Origin of the sequence: Pseudomonas sp. Irchel s3f19, from assembly GCF_900187555.1 — a bacterium.
GTDB classification, from domain to species: Bacteria; Pseudomonadota; Gammaproteobacteria; order Pseudomonadales; family Pseudomonadaceae; genus Aquipseudomonas; species Aquipseudomonas capeferrum.
In genome coordinates, this window is sequence record NZ_FYDW01000003.1 from 434822 (window position 1) to 448539 (window position 13718).

9 protein-coding genes are annotated in these 13718 nt (G+C 63.5%); 7 read left to right on the forward strand and 2 right to left on the reverse strand.

The features are described 5' to 3' along the window. Nucleotides 1-83 precede the first annotated feature (83 nt). The 5 genes from guaA (at nucleotide 84) to tadA (ending at nucleotide 5513) form a co-directional block, all read left to right on the forward strand. Nucleotides 84-1661 carry a glutamine-hydrolyzing GMP synthase gene (gene guaA / locus CKW22_RS09915; protein WP_027595681.1) on the forward strand — a complete coding sequence of 526 codons (1578 nt, stop codon included), beginning with the start codon at nucleotides 84-86 and terminating at the stop codon, nucleotides 1659-1661. 138 nt (nucleotides 1662-1799) lie between these two features. Then, nucleotides 1800-2387 (forward strand): TetR/AcrR family transcriptional regulator, encoded by a 588-nt coding sequence (locus CKW22_RS09920; RefSeq protein ID WP_095064063.1) that lies wholly within the window; start codon nucleotides 1800-1802, stop codon nucleotides 2385-2387. Between the two features lie 85 nt (nucleotides 2388-2472). Next, nucleotides 2473-3534 carry an FAD-binding oxidoreductase gene (locus CKW22_RS09925; RefSeq protein ID WP_050506131.1) on the forward strand — a complete coding sequence of 354 codons (1062 nt, stop codon included), beginning with the start codon at nucleotides 2473-2475 and terminating at the stop codon, nucleotides 3532-3534. Between the two features lie 117 nt (nucleotides 3535-3651). Further along, entirely contained in the window at nucleotides 3652-5034 is a 1383-nt protein-coding gene (locus tag CKW22_RS09930) for a multicopper oxidase family protein (protein ID WP_033701003.1), read from the forward strand. Continuing rightward, nucleotides 5034-5513, forward strand: coding sequence for a tRNA adenosine(34) deaminase TadA (tadA, locus tag CKW22_RS09935; protein ID WP_033701001.1), 480 nt, complete (start codon nucleotides 5034-5036; stop codon nucleotides 5511-5513). Before CKW22_RS09930 ends, tadA begins: the two co-directional genes overlap by 1 nt. Before the next feature lie 139 nt (nucleotides 5514-5652). Here tadA and mltF read toward each other — a convergent pair whose 3' ends face one another. Then, nucleotides 5653-7110: a membrane-bound lytic murein transglycosylase MltF gene (mltF, locus tag CKW22_RS09940; protein WP_033701000.1), complete on the reverse strand. Its 1458-nt coding sequence runs from the start codon at nucleotides 7108-7110 to the stop codon at nucleotides 5653-5655. Nucleotides 7111-7365: 255 nt separating this feature from the next. Here mltF and purL point away from each other — a divergent pair, with 255 nt between their 5' ends. Next, the gene (gene purL / locus CKW22_RS09945) at nucleotides 7366-11265 is read left to right on the forward strand and encodes a phosphoribosylformylglycinamidine synthase (RefSeq protein ID WP_033700999.1); all 3900 of its coding nucleotides are present in this window, start codon (nucleotides 7366-7368) and stop codon (nucleotides 11263-11265) included. Nucleotides 11266-11268: 3 nt separating this feature from the next. Further along, nucleotides 11269-11580, forward strand: a complete 312-nt coding sequence (locus tag CKW22_RS09950; protein ID WP_033700996.1) for an NGG1p interacting factor 3 protein, NIF3 — start codon at nucleotides 11269-11271, stop codon at nucleotides 11578-11580. A 74-nt stretch (nucleotides 11581-11654) separates the two neighbouring features. Here the strand turns inward: CKW22_RS09950 and CKW22_RS09955 are convergent, their stop codons facing one another. Then, nucleotides 11655-13712, reverse strand: coding sequence for an HET-C-related protein (locus CKW22_RS09955; protein WP_052040620.1), 2058 nt, complete (start codon nucleotides 13710-13712; stop codon nucleotides 11655-11657). Between the last annotated feature and the right edge of the window lie 6 nt (nucleotides 13713-13718).

Sequence of the window (13718 nt, forward strand, 5' to 3'; positions counted from 1 at the left end):
TTGCGTTGCAGCAGCTACCGCGTTTTCCCCGATCAACTTGCAGCTCGCAGCTAGACGCTTGCAGTTGCACCAGAGATTGAGTCATGGCCCTCGACATTCACGCTCACCGCATCCTGATCCTCGATTTCGGTTCCCAGTACACCCAGCTGATCGCCCGCCGTGTGCGCGAAATCGGCGTGTACTGCGAACTGCATCCGTTCGACATGGACGATGAAGCGATCCGCGAATTCAACCCGCGCGGCATCATCCTCGCCGGCGGCCCCGAGTCGGTACACGAAGCCAACAGCCCGCGCGCGCCGCAGGCCGTGTTCGACCTGAACGTACCGCTGCTGGGCATCTGCTACGGCATGCAGACCATGGCCGAGCAACTGGGCGGCAAGGTTACCGGGTCGGACCTGCGCGAATTCGGTTACGCCCGCGTTGACGTGGTCGGCAAGAGCCGTCTGCTCGACGGCATCGAAGACCACGTGGACGCTGACGGCGTACTGGGCCTGGACGTCTGGATGAGCCACGGTGACAAGGTCACCCAGATGCCAGGCGACTTCCACGTGCTGGCCAGCACCCCGAGCTGCCCGATCGCCGGCATGTTCGACGACGCGCGCGGCTACTACGGCGTGCAGTTCCACCCGGAAGTGACCCACACCAAGCAAGGTGGTCGCATCCTCTCGCGCTTCGTCCAGGACATCTGCGGTTGCGAAGCCCTGTGGACCCCGTCCAACATCGTCGAAGACGCCATCGCCCAAGTGCGTGAGCAAGTCGGTTCGGCCAACGTCCTGCTGGGCCTGTCTGGCGGCGTCGACTCGTCCGTGGTTGCCGCGCTGCTGCACCGCGCCATCGGCGACCAGCTGACCTGCGTGTTCGTCGACAACGGCCTGCTGCGCCTGCACGAAGGTGACCAGGTGATGGCCATGTTCAAGGAGAACATGGGCGTCAAGGTGATCCGTGCCGACGCCGAGGCGCAGTTCCTGGGCAACCTGGAAGGCGAAGCGGACCCGGAGAAGAAGCGCAAGATCATCGGCCGCACCTTCATCGACATCTTCGATGCCGAAGCCAGCAAACTGGACAACATCCAGTTCCTGGCCCAGGGCACCATCTACCCGGACGTGATCGAGTCGGCTGGCGCCAAAAGCGGCAAGGCCCACGTGATCAAGTCGCACCACAACGTCGGTGGCCTGCCTGAGGAAATGAACCTCAAGCTGGTCGAGCCGCTGCGCGAGTTGTTCAAGGACGAAGTGCGCAAGATCGGCCTGGAGCTGGGCCTGCCGTACGACATGGTCTACCGCCACCCGTTCCCAGGCCCGGGCCTGGGCGTTCGCATCCTGGGTGAAGTGAAGAAGGAATACGCCGACATCCTGCGTCGCGCCGACCACATCTTCATCGAAGAACTGCGCAAGGCTGACTGGTACCACAAGACCAGCCAGGCCTTCGTGGTGTTCCAGCCGGTCAAGTCGGTGGGTGTCGTGGGTGACGGCCGTCGCTACGCCTGGGTCGTGGCCCTGCGTGCCGTCGAAACCGTGGACTTCATGACCGCGCGTTGGGCACACCTGCCGTACGAGCTGCTGGAAACCGTCAGCGGCCGTATCATCAACGAAATCGAAGGCATTTCGCGCGTCACATACGACGTCTCGAGCAAGCCGCCTGCCACCATCGAGTGGGAGTGATCGGGCGTCCGGCTGTGGCCGGAACCTGTTAGCCAAAAAGCCCGCATTGCTGCGGGCTTTTTCGTTATTGACGGGCAGGTTGTCAGCGCCTGGCGCGTTGGCGAAAATACATGCAGTTTGTATGTAAAGGAGAGAGTGATGGTCCGTCGCACGCGCGCCGAAATGGAAGAAACCCGAGCCACGTTGTTGTCCACTGCGCGCCAGGTGTTCAGCGAGCATGGCTATGTGGGTACCTCGATGGATGAGCTGACCGCCAGGGCGGGCCTGACGCGGGGTGCGCTCTATCACCACTTCGGCGACAAGAAGGGCCTGTTGGCGGCAGTGGTGGAGCAGATCGATGGTGAGGTCGACGCGCGACTGAACAGCATCTCCGAGAATGCCGGCGATGCCTGGGAGGGCTTGCGACAGCGTTGCCGTGCCTACCTCGAAATGGCACTGGAACCCGATATCCAGCGCATTGTGCTGCGTGATGCCCGGGCAGTGCTGGGGGGCGCCTCGCAGGAATCGCATCTGCACTGCCTGGCAACGATGCAACGGCTGGTTCAGAACCTGATCGAGCAAGGCGTGCTGGCTCCGGCCGAGCCGCGGGCGCTGGCCTCACTGATTTATGGCGGCCTGGCCGAAGCCGCGTGCTGGATTGCCCAAAGCGAGGAGGGCGACGCACGCCTGACGCAAAGCCTTGCCGCACTTGAGCTGTTGCTGCGCGGGTTGCTGGCCAGGCCCTGAGCGGCTCTGGGTACGATTGTTCACAGACGCTCAGGCTGTAATTGCGCACACTGCGCTTCTTCGGCTTTGCGCAAGGACAATCGCAATGGCAGGCAACATTCCTCATGTAGTGGTGGTGGGCGGCGGTATCCTCGGCGCGTCCGTCGCCTGGCACCTGGCGCGGCGTGGTGCTGCGGTCACTGTGCTCGAGCGCGAGCGGGGCGTTGCGCGGGGTGTCACCGGGCACTCCTATGGTTGGGTGGGCACGGGCAGCCGCCTGCCGTCTGCAGACCCGGCATGCTTTGCCCTGGAACAGCGTGCGCTGGCACAGTTCCCCCGCCTGACGCAGGCACTCGGCCCACTGCCGGTGGCGGCGCAAGGTGGCTTGATATGGCTCGACAGCGAGGAGCAGACCCTTGCCATGCTCGCCGAGCAGCAGGCGGCCGGGGTTTCGATGGCCGCAGTGGGGCGTGAGCGCATCCGCCAGCTTGAGCCTGGCCTGGTGCAGCCACCCGGCATGGCTATCTGGGCTCCGGACGATTTCGCGGTCGAACCTGATGTGCTGGCCCAGCACTTGTTGACGGCAGCGCAGGCTGAAGGCGCTCGGGTACTTGAGGCGCGCGAGGTACTGGCGCTGCAAGTGCAGGGTGCGCGCATTACCGGTGTACGTACCGGTCTGGGCATCGTGCATGCGGATGTCGTCGTGCTGGCCAATGCCATGGGGGCTCAGCGCCTGGCCCGTCAACTGGGGCAGGAACTGCCTATCCATGAAGCCCCCGCGGTGTTGCTGCGCTTCGGTGCCGCGCAGGTGCCGCTGCGCCATCTGCTTTATGGGCAGGGGCTGGAAGTGCGGCCAGGGCTGGGCGGCGGTTTGCTGTCGGCAGACGATTTCCCTGGTGAAGAGGGTATGGCCGAACTGGGTCGCGAAAGCCTGCAGGCGGTTGCCAGCCTGTTCCAGCCGGAGTGCGAACTGTCGCTGCAATCGATACGGGCGGTGTACCGGCCCAAAACCGACAGCGGCCTGCCACTGCGTACGTTCCTTGACGGGTGCGAAGGGCTGTACGTCATGGTCGCTCACCCGGGCGTGATACTGGCGCCAGCACTGGGCTACGAGGCTTGTGAAGACATTCTCAAGGGGCAGGTCCATGGCGATGCATATGCCTGCTGAACACCCGCTGCGACAAGACTTCACTTAATATTTCGCAAATGCAGGTGTATCGTATTCGCCCTTCATTGCCAGCCCTGCTGGCAGCTGGCTTGCGCAATAAACGAGGTACCCGCACCGATGTCCTTCACCCGTCGACAAATGCTCAAGGGCCTCACCGGCCTGGTTGTGGTAGGCCTGGGCGCCGGAGGCGCGGCGCGGTACTGGCTGGGCAAGGTCGAGGACGAGAATGCCGGGCACGACTACGAACTGATCGCCGCGCCCCTGGAAGTGGAGCTGGTGCCGGGCTTCAAGACCGAGGCCTGGGCCTTTGGCCCGTCGGCGCCGGGCACCGAATTGCGGGTACGCCAGGGTACCTGGCTGCGGGTGCGTTTCATCAACCACCTGCCGGTCGAAACCACCATCCACTGGCACGGCATCCGCCTGCCGCTGGAAATGGACGGCGTGCCCTATGTGTCGCAACTGCCGGTCAAGCCTGGCGAGTACTTCGACTACAAGTTCCGCGTGCCGGATGCCGGCAGCTACTGGTACCACCCGCACGTCAGCAGCTCCGAAGAGCTTGGCCGCGGGCTGGTCGGGCCGCTGATCGTCGAGGAGCGCGAGCCTACCGGGTTTCTGCACGAGCGCACCCTGAGCCTGAAAAACTGGCACGTGGACGAGCAAGGCGCCTGGCTGCCGTTCAGCATCCCCCGCGAGGCCGCGCGCAACGGCACTGCCGGGCGGCTGATCACCATCAACGGCCAGCCCGATTCGGTGACCGAGTTGCCCGCCGGCCAAGTGGTGCGCTTGCGCCTGCTCAACCTGGACAACACCTGGACCTACCGCCTGAACCTCAAGGGCAACTGCGAGGCCAGGATCTACGCGCTCGACGGCAACCCGGTCACCCCGCGGCCACTGGACGACGATTACTGGCTGGGGCCAGGCATGCGTATCTGCCTGGCGATTCGCATTCCTGAGGCGGGTGAGGAAATCTCCCTGCGCGACGGTTTCGTGCGCCTGGGCACCTTGCGTTCGGTGGCCAGCAACGACGCCCCCAGCGACTGGCCGCCAGCCTTGCCGCCGAACCCGGTGGCCGAGCCGGACCTGGAGAATGCCGAAAAGCTCAACTTCAATTTCGAATGGGTCGGCAAGGTCTCGGTCAACACCGAGAACGGCAGGCCGCCGAGCCTGTGGCAGATCAACGGCCAGGCCTGGGACATCACCGACAAGACCTGCGCCGACCGGCCAATCGCGACGCTGCAGAAGGGCAAGAGCTACATCTTCGAGCTGAAGAACATGACCCAGTACCAGCACCCGATCCACCTGCACGGCATGAGCTTCAAGGTGATCGCTTCCAACCGCCGTGAGATCGTCGAACCGTGGTTCACCGATACCTACCTGCTGGGCAAGAACGAGCGCGCCCAGGTCGCGCTGGTGGCGGATAACCCAGGCACCTGGATGTTCCACTGCCACGTCATCGACCACATGGAAACCGGCCTGATGGCCGCGATCACGGTGGTCTGATGCGCCCGCAAATCATCGATCGCAGCCGCGATCAGGAATTCATGCGCCTGGCCCTGACACTGGCCGCCGAAGGGGCGGCGATGGGTGAGGTGCCGGTGGGGGCGGTGCTGGTGCAGCATGGCCAGGTGATCGGGCAGGGCTTCAACCGGCCGATCGTCGACAGTGACCCCAGCGCCCATGCCGAAATGGTCGCCATTCGGGCAGCCGCCAAGTCAGCGAGCAATTATCGGCTGCCGGGCAGCACGCTGTATGTGACCTTGGAGCCCTGCAGCATGTGCGCGGGGTTGATCGTGCATTCGCGGGTAGCGCGGGTGGTGTACGGGGCGCTGGAGCCCAAGGCGGGGATCGTGCAGAGCCAGGGGCAGTTCTTTGGCCAGGGCTTCCTCAATCATCGGGTGATGGTAGAGGGTGGGGTGCTGGCCGAGGAGTGCGGGGCGATCTTGAGCGAGTTTTTCAAGGCTCGGCGGGCCTTGCGCTAGTCAGTGCGGGCCTCTTCGCGGGGCAAGCCCGCTCCCACAGATTCCCACATTTCTCAAGGACTGTGGGGTGCCTGTGGGAGCGGGCTTGCCCCGCTAAGAGGCCGGTGCAGGAGATCGACAGTGGCCAGGCCGGCAACGGTCACATCGGCGGCGACTGCTCCGCCGGCTTGTCCTTGTTGACCCCGGGCACATGCAAGTTGCCTTCGGCCATCTGGCCCTCGAGCTGCGGCTGGGTCACCCAGGTGAGGATGTCGTAGTAGCGGCGGATGTTGGCCACGAAGTGCACCGGCTCGCCGCCACGGGCATAACCGTACTTGGTCTTGCTGTACCACTGCTTCTGCGCCAGACGCGGCAGCATCTTCTTCACATCCAGCCACTTGTTCGGGTTGAGCTTCTCACGCTTGGCCAGGGTGCGGGCGTCTTCCAGGTGGCCGCTGCCGACGTTGTAGGCGGCCAGCGCGAACCAGGTGCGGTCGGGTTCCTGAATGCTGTCGTCGAGCTGCTGCTTGATCAGCATGAAGTACTTGGCACCGCCCTGGATGCTCTGCTTCGGGTCCAGGCGGTTGGATACGCCCATGGCCTGCGCCGTGCGCTGGGTGAGCATCATCAGGCCGCGCACGCCGGTCTTGGACGTGACTTCCGGCTGCCACATGGATTCCTGGTAGCCGATGGCCGCCAGCAGGCGCCAGTCGACCTGCTCGACCTTGGCGTAGCTCTTGAAGTGCTTCTCGTACTTGGGCAGGCGCTGCTGCAGGTGCTGGGCGAAGGTGTAGGCGCCGACATAGCCGAGTACATCGACATGGCCGTAGTAGCGGTCTTTGAGGCGCTGCAGGGTGCCGTTCTTCTGGGCCTTGTCGAGGAACTCGTTGACCTCGTTGAGCAGGCTGTTGTCTTCACCGGCCGCCACGGCCCAGCGCTGATCGCGGGTATCGCCCAGGTCGAAGGCGACCCGTACGTTGGGGAAATACACCTGGTTCATCGCCAGTTCGTTGGAGTCGACCAGGGTCAGGTCGATCTGGCCTTCATCGACCATGCGCAGCAGGTCGACCACCTCGACGGCGTCGGATTCTTCGTATTCCAGGCCTGGGTACTGTTTTTTCAGCTCGGCCAGCTGGTCGGCATGGCTGCTGCCTTTGAGCACCATGATCTTCTTGCCGACCAGGCCCTTGGCCTCTGTGGGGCGGGAGCGGCCGTTGCGATAGATGACCTGTGGAGTGACTTCCAGGTAGGGATGAGAGAATTTTGCCTGGGCCTTGCGCCGCTCGCTGCTGACCAGGCCGGCGGCGGCCAGCACCGGGCCGGAGGGCTTGCCCAGTTCGTCGAACACTTGATCAAGGTTGTCGGCGGTCTCGATCTGCAGCTTTACGCCGAGATCGTCGGCGAAATGCTTGACCAGCTCGTATTCGAAGCCGGTTTCGCCGTTGCGGTCCTGGAAATAGGTGGCCGGGCTGTTGCGGGTGATGACGCGCAGCACGCCATCCTCCTTCACGCGCTCTAGGGTGCTGGGTTTTTCAACACAGGCACCGAGCATCAGAAAGAGTCCGGTTGCGAGAAGCCATTTGGCGCAACGCTGGCGCAGAGCAGTATGGGCGAACATAGCTTGCAGTATACGCAAAGGACGAGGGCCGCCATATCTCGACAACGGTTAGCTTGTCTGGTAACGCGTTGTGTGCTTCGGCGGGCTTGGCTGAGGATTGTGGCGCCAAACCCTCAGCAAACACGTGATTTTTTTTGACCCCGAAGTCCGGTTCCGCCGCCCGGCAGCATTGCCCTCTGGCGGGTGCCGAAAGCCGCGGAATTAGGCTAGAATGCACGGCCTCTAAGCACACCCCTTCCTGAGGCTGTCCCGACGATGTTGATCCTGCGCGGCGCTCCTGCCCTTTCTGCCTTTCGCCACGGTAAATTACTCGAGCAACTGAGCCAGAAAGTCCCCGCTGTTACTGGTTTGTATGCCGAATTCGCCCACTTCGCCGATGTCGATGGCGAGCTGACCGCCGACCAGCAGCAGGTGCTGGGCCGTCTGCTCAAGTACGGCCCGAGCGTGCCGGTACAGGAGCCGACCGGCCGCCTGTTCCTGGTCGTGCCGCGCCTGGGCACCATTTCGCCCTGGGCCAGCAAGGCCAGCGACATCGCCCACAACTGCGGCCTGCAGTCGATCCAGCGCCTCGAGCGCGGCATCGCCTACTACGTAGCCGGCAACCTGAGCGAGGCCGACGCACAGGCCGTCGCCGCCGAGCTGCACGACCGCATGACCCAGCGCGTGCTGGCCCAGCTGGAGCAGGCTTCCGACCTGTTCAGCCACGCCCAGCCCAAGCCGATGACCTCGGTCGATATCCTCGCCGGTGGCCGCGATGCGCTGGCCAAGGCCAACGTCGACTTGGGCCTGGCCCTGGCCGAAGACGAGATCGACTACCTGGTCAACGCCTTCCAGGGGCTCAAGCGCAACCCGAACGACATCGAACTGATGATGTTCGCCCAGGCCAACTCCGAGCACTGCCGCCACAAGATCTTCAACGCCAGTTGGGACATCGACGGCCAGGCGCAGGAAAAAAGCCTGTTTGGCATGATCAAGAACACCTACCAGATGCACAGCGAAGGCGTGCTGTCTGCGTACAAGGACAACGCCTCGGTGATCGTCGGCAACGTTGCCGGCCGTTTCTTCCCGAACCCTGAAACCCGCCAGTACGGCGCGGTGCAGGAGCCGGTGCACATCCTGATGAAGGTCGAGACGCACAACCACCCGACCGCCATCGCGCCGTTCTCCGGTGCCTCCACCGGCTCCGGCGGCGAAATCCGCGACGAAGGCGCCACCGGCCGTGGCGCCAAGCCCAAGGCTGGCCTGACCGGCTTCACCGTGTCCAACCTGCGCATCCCGGGCTTCGAGCAGCCATGGGAGCAGGCGTACGGCAAGCCTGAGCGCATCGTCGACGCCCTCGACATCATGGTCGAAGGCCCACTGGGTGGCGCTGCGTTCAACAACGAATTCGGTCGCCCGGCCCTGACCGGTTACTTCCGTACCTTCGAGCAGGCGATCAACACCCCCCACGGCGAAGAAGTGCGCGGCTACCACAAGCCGATCATGCTCGCCGGCGGCATGGGCAACATCCGTGAAGAGCACGTGCAGAAGGCCGAGATCACCGTCGGCGCCAAGCTGATCGTGCTCGGCGGCCCGGCCATGCTGATTGGTCTGGGTGGCGGTGCGGCTTCGTCGGTCGCCACCGGCGCCAGCTCCGCCGACCTGGACTTCGCCTCGGTACAGCGCGAAAACCCGGAAATGGAGCGCCGTTGCCAAGAGGTCATCGACCGCTGCTGGCAGCTGGGTGACAAGAACCCGATCGCCTTCATCCACGACGTCGGCGCGGGTGGTATTTCCAACGCCTTCCCTGAGCTGGTCAACGACGGTGGCCGTGGTGGCCGCTTCGAACTGCGCAACGTGCCCAACGACGAGCCGGGCATGGCCCCGCACGAAATCTGGAGCAACGAATCGCAGGAGCGTTACGTGCTGGCCGTGAGCGCCGTCGACTTCGACCGCTTCCAGGCCATCTGTGAGCGCGAGCGTTGCCCGTTCGCCGTGGTCGGCGAGGCGACTGAAGAGCCGCACCTGACCGTGACCGACAGCCACTTCGCCAACACCCCGGTAGACATGCCGCTGGACGTGTTGCTGGGCAAGCCGCCGCGCATGCACCGCTCGGTCACCCGCGAAGCCGAGCTTGGCGATGAGTTCGACCCAAGCACCCTGTCGCTGGCCGATTCCGTCGAGCGCGTGCTGCACCACCCAGCGGTGGCCAGCAAGAGCTTCCTGATCACCATCGGCGACCGCACCATCACTGGCCTGGTAGCCCGTGACCAGATGGTTGGCCCATGGCAGGTGCCGGTGGCCGACTGCGCCGTTACCGCGACCAGCTTCGACGTCTACACCGGTGAAGCCATGGCCATGGGTGAGCGCACCCCGCTGGCCCTGCTTGACGCCCCGGCGTCCGGCCGCATGGCCATCGGCGAAACCCTGACCAACCTGGCGGCCTCGCAGATCGAAAAACTGTCCGACATCAAACTGTCGGCCAACTGGATGTCCGCCGCCGGCCACCCCGGTGAAGATGCCCGTCTGTACGACACGGTCAAGGCCGTGGGCATGGAGCTGTGCCCTGAGCTGGGTATCACCATCCCGGTCGGTAAAGACTCGATGTCGATGAAGACCAAGTGGAGCGAAGACGGTGTCGAGAAGAGCGTGACCTCGCCGATGTCGCTGATCATCACTGGCTTCGCCCCGGTCACCGACATCCGTAAAACCCTGACCCCGCAACTGCGCATGGACAAGGGCGAAACCGACCTGGTCCTGATCGACCTGGGCCGCGGCCAGAACCGCATGGGCGCCTCGATCCTGGCGCAGACCCACGGCAAGTTGGCCAGTGCCGCACCGGACGTCGACGATGCCGAAGACCTCAAGGCCTTCTTCGCCGTGATCCAGGGCCTCAACGCCGATGGCCACCTGTTGGCCTACCACGACCGTTCCGACGGTGGCCTGATGACCACCGTGCTGGAAATGGCCTTCGCCGGCCATTGCGGCCTCGACCTGGAGCTGGACACGCTGACCAGCAAGCCGGAAAAAGCCGCCGCCATCCTCTTCAACGAAGAGCTGGGTGCGGTAATCCAGGTTCGCCAGGATGCCACGCCAGACGTACTGGCTCAGTTCAGCGCCGCTGGCCTGGGTGAAGACTGCGTTGCGGTGATCGGCCAGCCGATCAACAACAGCGAAGTCGTCGTGCGTCTGAACGGCGAGGCGCTGTTCAAGGGTGACCGTCGCCTGCTGCAACGCCAGTGGGCCGAGACCAGCTACCAGGTTCAGCGCCTGCGTGACAACGCCGAATGCGCCGACCAGGAATTCGACGCGCTGCTCGAAGAAGACAACCCGGGCCTGTCGGTCAAGCTGGGCTTTGACGTCAACGATGACATCGCTGCGCCGTACATCAAGAAGGGCGTGCGCCCGCAAGTGGCGATCCTGCGTGAGCAGGGCGTCAACGGCCAGGTCGAGATGGCTGCCGCTTTCGACCGCGCCGGCTTCGCCGCCATCGACGTGCACATGAGCGACATCCTGGCTGGCCGTGTCGACTTCGAAGCCTTCAAGGGCTTGGTTGCCTGCGGTGGTTTCTCGTACGGCGACGTGCTGGGTGCCGGTGAAGGCTGGGCCAAGTCGGCGCTGTTCAACGCCCGTGCCCGCGATGCCTTCCAGGCCTTCTTCGAGCGTACCGACAGCTTCGCCCTGGGCGTGTGCAACGGTTGCCAGATGATGTCCAACCTGCACGAGCTGATCCCTGGCACCGAGTTCTGGCCGCACTTCGTGCGTAACCGCTCGGAGCAGTTCGAAGCCCGTGTGGCCATGGTCGAGGTGCAGAAGTCCAACTCGATCTTCTTGCAGGGCATGGCCGGTTCGCGCATGCCGATCGCCATCGCCCACGGCGAAGGCCATGCCGAGTTCGCCAACGAAGCGGCGCTGCTGGAAGCCGACGTGTCCGGTTGCGTGGCCCTGCGCTACGTCGACAACCACGGCAAGGTCACCGAAACCTACCCGGCTAACCCGAACGGTTCGCCGCGTGGCATCACCGGCCTGACCAGCCGCGACGGCCGCGTGACCATCATGATGCCGCACCCGGAGCGTATGTTCCGCGCCGTGCAGAACTCCTGGCGCCCGGATGAGTGGCAGGAAGATGCCGCGCTGATGCGTATGTTCCGCAACGCGCGGGTGTGGGTGAACTAAGGCGTGTACAAGCTCGCCTTCTTCGTCCCGGCCAGCCATGTCGAGGTGGTCAAGGCCGCTGTGTTTGCCGCTGGCGGCGGCCGCATCGGTGACTATGACCACTGCGCCTGGCAAACCCTGGGCCAAGGCCAGTTTCGCCCGTTGGATGGCAGCCAGCCATTTCTCGGGCAAGCCGGGCAGGTCGAGGTGGTGGAAGAGTGGAAGGTGGAGCTGGTGGTAGCCGACGACCTGATTACCCAGGTCGTCGCCGCGCTCAAGCAAAGTCACCCTTATCAGACGCCTGCCTACGAAGTCTGGCCATTGGCTGCCTTCTGAGCAGTCACGTGGCAGGATGTGCTGCAATGAAAAGGCCCGGCAGGCAACTGCCGGGCCTTTTCATTGGGATTGCGTTAGAGGGGGAACGCAATACTGAGCGTTTCGTAGTAATGCTGCAGGGCATAGTTGTCGTCGTTACCGAGCTTTTTCAAGCGATCGAGTGACGCTTGCATTTCTTGCTGGCGACGCTGTATCAGGCGGGTAGGGTTACAGGCTTCTTCGATTTTTTCGGGGTTGGCGGCGGCCCAGTCTCTGGCCATTTTCTCGTACCAGGTATTGTCACCCGGGTGGCTGAAGTAGCTGCTGGCCAGATAGGCGGGTTGGCGCTGGGCATTACCCTCCCATGCCTCTTTCATCGCTCTTGCTACCCGCTCGACGGCATCTTGCGCCAGCAACGCTGCCAGCTCGTGAAGGGGGTGGGTAGCGTGGTCCTTGGCCAGCTGCGAGTGCGAAACGATGGCCTCACTGTCGGTATTCGGGTCGCTGTTGAAGGCGGTCTGCAGGGGGCCGATGCTGTCGCCTGCCCATGTCGCCAGCTTCTGCATGAGCCAGTTCTTTGCAAAGTTGACCGAATTCAGTGGCAGGTCCCGGGCCCACCGGACACCTTGTACTAGGCGCAACAGCGGGTTGCGCGCGGCGATGTCACGTTGGCGCAGGGTCAATTCATAGGCCTCTTTCATCTCGGGATAATCGCTACCCTCAAGCAAGATCGACAACGCTTGTTCATTGTCGCTGCGCTCCCCCGCCTCGATCGGCCTGAAGGCAAGGGAATTGGTCGGGAAGAGGATCCTGGCCAACGGCTCGGCCACACTGCCGATGACGTCCAAGCCGCTGAACCGACCGGTTACCACGGGGCACGGGTGTTTTGCCCCGATAAGGTCGGTGGACCACGCGGCAACATCGGCATGGCCAATCTTGCGCAAGCACAGTTCGACGTAGTTGGAGTGGGCGAACAAGTCTTCGAGCACATGCAGTGCTTCACCGAGGTTGCGCATGCCGGTGGCTGTCTTCCCTTCGGCTTTTGCAGCGTCGAGCTTTTTGCTCATATAGCGCAGTGAAGTCTTGAAATACATCATTACCGAATACTTGGGGTGCGGCACATTGAGCGGATTATCGCGCCGCACCAGTGCTTCGAACTCGGGGTCAATGGTGCGAGGGTCGATCGGCGCTTCGTCGAGGTTAATGGGGTTGTCGATGTGCTCCGAGGGCCGGTACACCCCAAGCAAGGCAGGCGTGACGGTATAGGCCTCGCGGCCTTGCGGGGTGTTCTGCAAGGCGTGGAATTTTTTCAACGCGAGAAAATCCACCAGCTTGGTCAGTGTCTGTCGGGTGAACATGGCCGGGAATTTCGCTTCTGCACCCGGCGCGCGGACGATCTTGGGGTCGATCAGTTGTGAATGATCACGCAGCCAGTTGCCAAAGTAGATTGCCTGGCACTGCTCAGCAGTAAAGCCCACGCGGGTCAGGGCCACCTTTTCGATGGTCTCGTGCGCATGCGTTGCGTCGCCATGGTCTTCTATTTCGGCAGCGAAGCGCTTGTGTCGGGTGCCCCTTTCCGGTTCGTCGGGTGCTGCTTCAAGGGCCGGCAAGGTCAACTGGATCGGGCCGTCGTAGGCGGCGCTGGTGTAATGGGCAAAACTCACGCCGTCGCCGGGGATCTGGTCGAAGTACGTCAGCATGGCGGCGTAGTGAGTCGCCAACCCTTCGGGCGCCTCCAGCAGCACGGCAGCGGTGTCAGCTTGAGTGCTATCGGCCAGGTCATTGCGCAACAGATTATCGATGTGCAAGGCGAATGCTTCGATCAGCGCGATCAGCAGGGTGGGTGTTGTTTCCGGTTGCGCGAGGGCTTTTTCGATCGCCCCCGTGTCCACATCGATCACCCGGCGCTGGTAGTCGTAGACCGCCACCGACTCGCCCTGGTCGACCATGTTAAACGCTGGGTTGGTCACGGTGTCGTCGGCCAGCGCAGCCCTCAATGCTTCCAGGCGTGCAACGGGGATGTTCGCGTCGAATACCGGTAACAGTACCTGGGAGAACAGCAACTCATTCGAAGCGCGGGCAAATCTTTTCAATTGCTCCAGCGCGTAAGTGCTCTGGAAGCTCGGCGTGAAGTGGGTGTCGTTTGTGCTCATGGCCAT

Bases quoted from the DNA above. Each gene is read 5' to 3' on its own strand.
- CKW22_RS09930 (WP_033701003.1), top strand. From the start codon at position 3,652: ATGTCCTTCACCCGTCGACAAATGCTCAAGGGCCTCACCGGCCTGGTT.
- purL (WP_033700999.1), top strand. From the start codon at position 7,366: ATGTTGATCCTGCGCGGCGCTCCTGCCCTTTCTGCCTTTCGCCACGGT.
- guaA (WP_027595681.1), top strand. From the start codon at position 84: ATGGCCCTCGACATTCACGCTCACCGCATCCTGATCCTCGATTTCGGT.
- CKW22_RS09925 (WP_050506131.1), top strand. From the start codon at position 2,473: ATGGCAGGCAACATTCCTCATGTAGTGGTGGTGGGCGGCGGTATCCTC.
- tadA (WP_033701001.1), top strand. From the start codon at position 5,034: ATGCGCCCGCAAATCATCGATCGCAGCCGCGATCAGGAATTCATGCGC.
- CKW22_RS09920 (WP_095064063.1), top strand. From the start codon at position 1,800: ATGGTCCGTCGCACGCGCGCCGAAATGGAAGAAACCCGAGCCACGTTG.
- CKW22_RS09955 (WP_052040620.1), bottom strand. From the start codon at position 13,712: ATGAGCACAAACGACACCCACTTCACGCCGAGCTTCCAGAGCACTTAC.
- mltF (WP_033701000.1), bottom strand. From the start codon at position 7,110: ATGTTCGCCCATACTGCTCTGCGCCAGCGTTGCGCCAAATGGCTTCTC.